Genomic DNA, 5,192 nt, shown 5'->3' on the forward strand with positions numbered 1-5,192 from the left:
TTCTGACCTTATTATACCCTAATTTTGCTCATATTTTAGATGCGTTTGCCCTGTATTTTTGAGCAATGATTTCCATCATTGGGCCTACATAACGAGCTACATCTTCATGGGGTATGGACATTAACTTGTAAACTCGTACTGCCTCACCTTGCTCATTCCTTTTTTGTTGGGAACGTAGAGTATAGCCAATTTGTCCCAATAACCATTTTAAATATTTAATGGTGTCCTGATGGGGTTTTTTGCCCAACGAGATCCAATTTTTCTTCTGGCCACACTTGGCCATAATTTCCTTGACCACTGGATGCTCTGTGGTTAACTCAACATCATAATGATTATGAATAAGCTCATGAATGCCCACTTCTCTTAAAGTCCATAACCGTTGGTAACGAGAGTTGAGTTTCCAGGGGGTTAATTTCTTACGGGTACGCCCTTTTACCAGTTGCCTGTGGTACATCCTTTGAGATCGCTCAAGACATTTCTCTAGATTATCCAGGTAGTACCTATCTTCTAGTTGGTAGAAGAGATTAGGAAACTGAAATTGTATCTGATAAATAAAATCCTCTGACCAAACTATGTGTTTAGTTATTCCTGGTAATTTATCCTCTATTATAGCTTTTATTAATGCACATCTTTCTGCCCATGAAGCATTCCACTTTAATAATATTGATGGGTTTCCGATGTACTTATCTGAGCTATTAAAGATATCTTTACTTTTACGTCTTTTAACTTTTTTCTTTTCTTTTGATACCTTTTTAGAAGTCTCCCTAAATCCCTCATCTAAAACGGGAGCTACTCTATTAGACGTATCATAACCTTGTTGTTCCAGTAACCAGTAAACGCATTCTCGTAAGTAACTTTTCTCATAATAAATCATCGTTTGAATGCGCTGACTTAATTGATGTTCTGGACTGGCTTGGGCTAAAGTCATATAACTTAATACTTCCCTCATTATCTCTTCTGAGCTTATCTGTCCCGCCATGACCAAATCCAAGTCTCGTATTAACCTTTGATTATAATAATATTTAAAACTATCTACCAAAGGGGTTTTGATACTATCAGGGTTATCTGCTTTCACATAAGGCATTACCCATAAATAACGAGTTAAGTCCACATCCCTGACACGAGCTATAATCTGGGTAATCGAATCTGCATCTAATACTCCAAAAAATAACCCAAAGAAATGACTAAAATAATCCGTTATGGCTACATCTAAACCACTTTCACAACTCGGACTAAATAATACATACTGCGGTTCATTTTCTCTTATCCATTGTGCAGGTTCTTTGAGGAACTCTTGCACTTCCTTACTATCAATGGTGGTCGAATCTATCCTTAATCCCACTAACCCTTGGTCTTGGTAAATCTCATCGATCGCCTCTAATAATATCTGGGAATCACTGGCTACTACTGGTAACATATCCAAACTGTTCAGGAGGTCATATAACCAAGGTGAATTATCCCGTTTTCTGAGGTTTTCATCTTTGATTGTTCCCTCTAATAAGATTAATTCTGGTTTCTTTCCTTTGTAAGTGTTTTCTACTTTTATTACTTTTTTTGATGGGTCACATTCCTCAAAGAAATCGCAGTACATATCTGACAAGTTCCCATCTAATCCTACCACAACCCTTGCTCTTTTTATTCCTTCTATAAATAAGGCGATCGCTCGTCCTCTTTCTCCTACTGTACTACTGAATAATAAATGCTTTAGTACGGAAACTACCTCATCAATTATTAACACTTTCCCTTCAAAATCATCGGGGTTAAATCGCAGATGACTATCCACACAAGATGCCACTATTGCTGTGGGGGCTGATATATCTACCCATGACGAACAATTATGAATATGGACAAATCCCGACTTCTCACAAAATTGCATTAGTAAGGTGTTTCTGTATCCTAAGTTGATACCTCCATAATCAGACCATTCTGTTTTTAACCATTTTACCAATAGAGTCGTTTTGCCTGTTCCTAGTCCACTTTTTACTAAGAACATTGTATTATTCTCTGGCTTTGGCAAATCAATAAATTCTTGTTTTACTTTCAACGTTGGAGTAAATTTCTTCGTTAGTATCCATGCTTTTAGGGTTTTGTCTTTATATTTACACCATCTTGCTTTCTCTAAAAATGCCCCCATACTTAGATAATTAATGGGGTTTTCATCAACATCAATCTCGTCAATATCTAGGGCTTCTTTATTAGTTAATTGTCCCCAATCAGCCACTTTGAGGTTGGGAATAAAATCCCCTAGTTTTTCATATTGACGACTGACACTGGGGTTCGCTGCACTTCCTGCATCCGAGTACAAGACAAATTCGGGGTTTTCCCATTTGTATTTCTCTTTGATAGACGCGATCGCAGTTTCTATTGCCTCACTACTACTGCCAAAGTTTCCACCACTAGCTCCTATAATTGGAATCCCCACGTTTAATGACGCTAGAAGGGGTTTATATTCTAAACCCTCAGTAAACCCTATTATTTCCTTTTGAGGTGCTTCAGGAGGCATATACACCGCGATGGGGAGTTCTCCCGATGGAAGGTCGATGGGTATGCCCCTCGAATTCTTTGACGATAACCACAGGTATTTGCCTGACCCGTTGCTTTCTGGGTTAAGGTTATTGATTCTTAGTCCGGTGTACAGTCCGTTTTCGTCTTGTACTGGGATAAGAATGCCATCACAGGGGTTGTTGAGTTTGTCCCCCCATTGGTTCACACCCGATAATCTAATATCTACAGGTTTTCTTAATGTTTGCCACTGGGTTATGCTACGGTAGTTTCCGTCATTGATTTCGCGATCGCTTATTCCACGACCTCTGAGTTGCTCTCTATGGCGATCGTTTAACTCTAATTGCCCCAATATTTCCCTAATTACCTTATCTCGTTCTGGGATAGGCAGCAGCTTCTCTAAACTCTCCCTCTCCCTTGTTTCCAAGTCCTCCTTAACCACTAGATACCGAGGATTTACCTCTGTTTGACTGTTAGGGTTTGTCCAAGAGTCACTGGTGACTGGCGACTGGCGACTGGTGACTGTTTTAGTCCAAGCATCTGCATCGGGTTTATATGCCCATAAATTAAATCCCCAGGTGTCTTGACCACGATAAACGTAGTCTTTGGGGTTGGCTTCGTTGCTGCGACAGTGAATGAGGCCGGTTGTTGTGTTTTGGCGACAGTCAGGGCGATCGCCGTTACATACTGGACAGGGAGTGTGGCGATTATATCTAATCCAGGTCATAGGTACTCCCTAACTGTGATATAGGGAAGTTAATGATGGATTTTAGGAAATTTTTTCCATCAATTTTAAATCCGCTTAATAGCAGACTATGTATAGCTTTCATAAATATCTCCAAAAGTCATTTTTGTCCGACTGGAGATGCACTGTTATGATTGCTTACTTGGTAAAACTAAGTTCGGACAACTAAGATAAAAAATGAATATATTTGTCTGCTGGTGGATGTTCACTCACCAGTCATTGAGCTGTCCGCTTATTCAGTAGCAGTCATCATGGACAGAGCATCCCCAGTCTTTTCTAATGAGACTGAATTGAATACCCAAGCCCGTCTATGCTTATTAATAAAAGCATAGATATTCCTGAATGATTGTTAGTTACATTGTCCCCTTGGGTGGTCACGGTGTCTAAATTCGGGTGCATTGTCCTACTCCTTTCTCGTGGTTTAAAGGCACAAAAGGATGAGTTTATAGAAGATAAAAAAGTCAATTTAACCAGAGTCAGGATTGATAAACCAATTCTCTGTTTATTAGTCACAATGATTATTTTTTGACACAAGGGTTGTGTATCCCGCAAAGATTCTTTATGATAGAGTCATTGCGGTTGATTACCACCGTGGCTAAAAATTCAATCTCTTTCTTATCTCATAACTACCTCCTTTTGGTTAGTGCAGAGATTTCACAGAAAGAACCTTCGTGATGAAACGTCGAGTCCCATTCCCCAATGAAGATCGGCGTTTCAGGGTTTTTAGAAGATTCTTTACGTGAACAATATCTGCTGTACATTAACGATCCTATTTTCACGAATAACTTAAATATAGATCAGATCCCTACTACGAACAAGTCTTAAACCAGCTTGGGTAATTATGATGTTTTGTGACACCATCAGATTCGCTACAACCAGGGCCACCATAATCTATGTTTTAATTTTCTCCAGTTTCTTCAGCCTCTACATATTTGATTAGGTCTTTTGCTTCACATTCTAGAATTTCACAAAGTTGAATAACTCTCTCAATTGCCTGAATCCCACTACGGTTTCTTTCTAGATTTCGGATTGTCGAAATATCTACGTCAATGGCTCTGGCTAACTGAGATTGAGTTAACCCCTTTGCTTCTCTTAATTCGGCAATTTGACTCATCGGTATCTTCCCCATAAAGATATTGATATCAATATAATAACAGAAAAATCTTGATATTAAAAACTTGACACCATTTAAAACTTAGTATTAAAATATTAACGGTCAAGAAAAAGAAACCAAGAAACCCCAGTTTCTCGGTTCTTAAACATCTTTAATTATTTTCAATCATGACACAATTCACCTTAGAGCAATCCAACTCGGCATTGCAACCATACCCGAAAGCAGAGCATTTCGGGAAAATCCCCCATACTTTTCATCCTCATACCAATACTTGCGATCGCTCTCTCCAACAACAACAACACAATCCTATTGAAGTTGCAGTAACCCTATGCAGTCATGAATTAGAGATTGATGAAGATGGTGTTATTTGTCCGAAGCAAGAACGAGTCATCAGTTTAGTTGTCCCTGAATTTACTCGAAAAGCTGTCATAAAAGCCTTTGAACAGTTTAAACAACAATTTTTAGGCTTTTATATTCTGGATTTTAACCATTGTTGTCCTAACGCAGAATTTTAGGACAAAGAAAAGGGGGATAAGTCCCCCTAATCAATCATAGAAAAATGTCATAAATCTTTACATCCAGCGAAAAGGAAAGGCAGGGAAGAATTAACACACTTCCCTGAATGATTGAGCATCTCAATTGGGCTGCTTATTCCTATCATTCCCAGTTTTTACCTGATGCTTATCACCACCTCAAAAGATTTGCCTAAAATTGATTTAATTACTAACAATAACGGCTAGTTAACGATGATTCTACAGAGACATCATAATGAAATTACCTGGCGTGGGGACACGAATACCTGAAAGCCTTACCAGATGACGAAAAGAGGCA

3 protein-coding genes are annotated in these 5,192 nt (G+C 38.7%); 1 reads left to right on the forward strand and 2 read right to left on the reverse strand.

The features are described from left to right. Positions 1-28: 28 nt before the first annotated feature. Together P9B04_RS13825 and P9B04_RS13830 are read right to left on the reverse strand one after the other, a co-directional pair. On the reverse strand, positions 29-3,229 hold the full coding sequence (locus tag P9B04_RS13825; protein ID WP_342055570.1) for a plasmid replication protein, CyRepA1 family: 3,201 nt from the start codon (positions 3,227-3,229) through the stop codon (positions 29-31). A gap of 916 nt (positions 3,230-4,145) precedes the next feature. Continuing rightward, positions 4,146-4,361, reverse strand: coding sequence for a helix-turn-helix domain-containing protein (locus P9B04_RS13830; RefSeq protein WP_342055571.1), 216 nt, complete (start codon positions 4,359-4,361; stop codon positions 4,146-4,148). Positions 4,362-4,528: 167 nt separating this feature from the next. On the opposite strand from P9B04_RS13830, the gene P9B04_RS13835 reads away from it, so the two are divergent. Then, a complete protein-coding gene (locus tag P9B04_RS13835; RefSeq protein WP_342055572.1) occupies positions 4,529-4,876 on the forward strand; it encodes a hypothetical protein in 348 nt (115 codons plus the stop codon). Positions 4,877-5,192: the final 316 nt, after the last annotated feature.

Origin of the sequence: Crocosphaera sp. Alani8 (genome assembly GCF_038442745.1) — a bacterium.
Taxonomy (GTDB): domain Bacteria; phylum Cyanobacteriota; class Cyanobacteriia; order Cyanobacteriales; family Microcystaceae; genus Crocosphaera.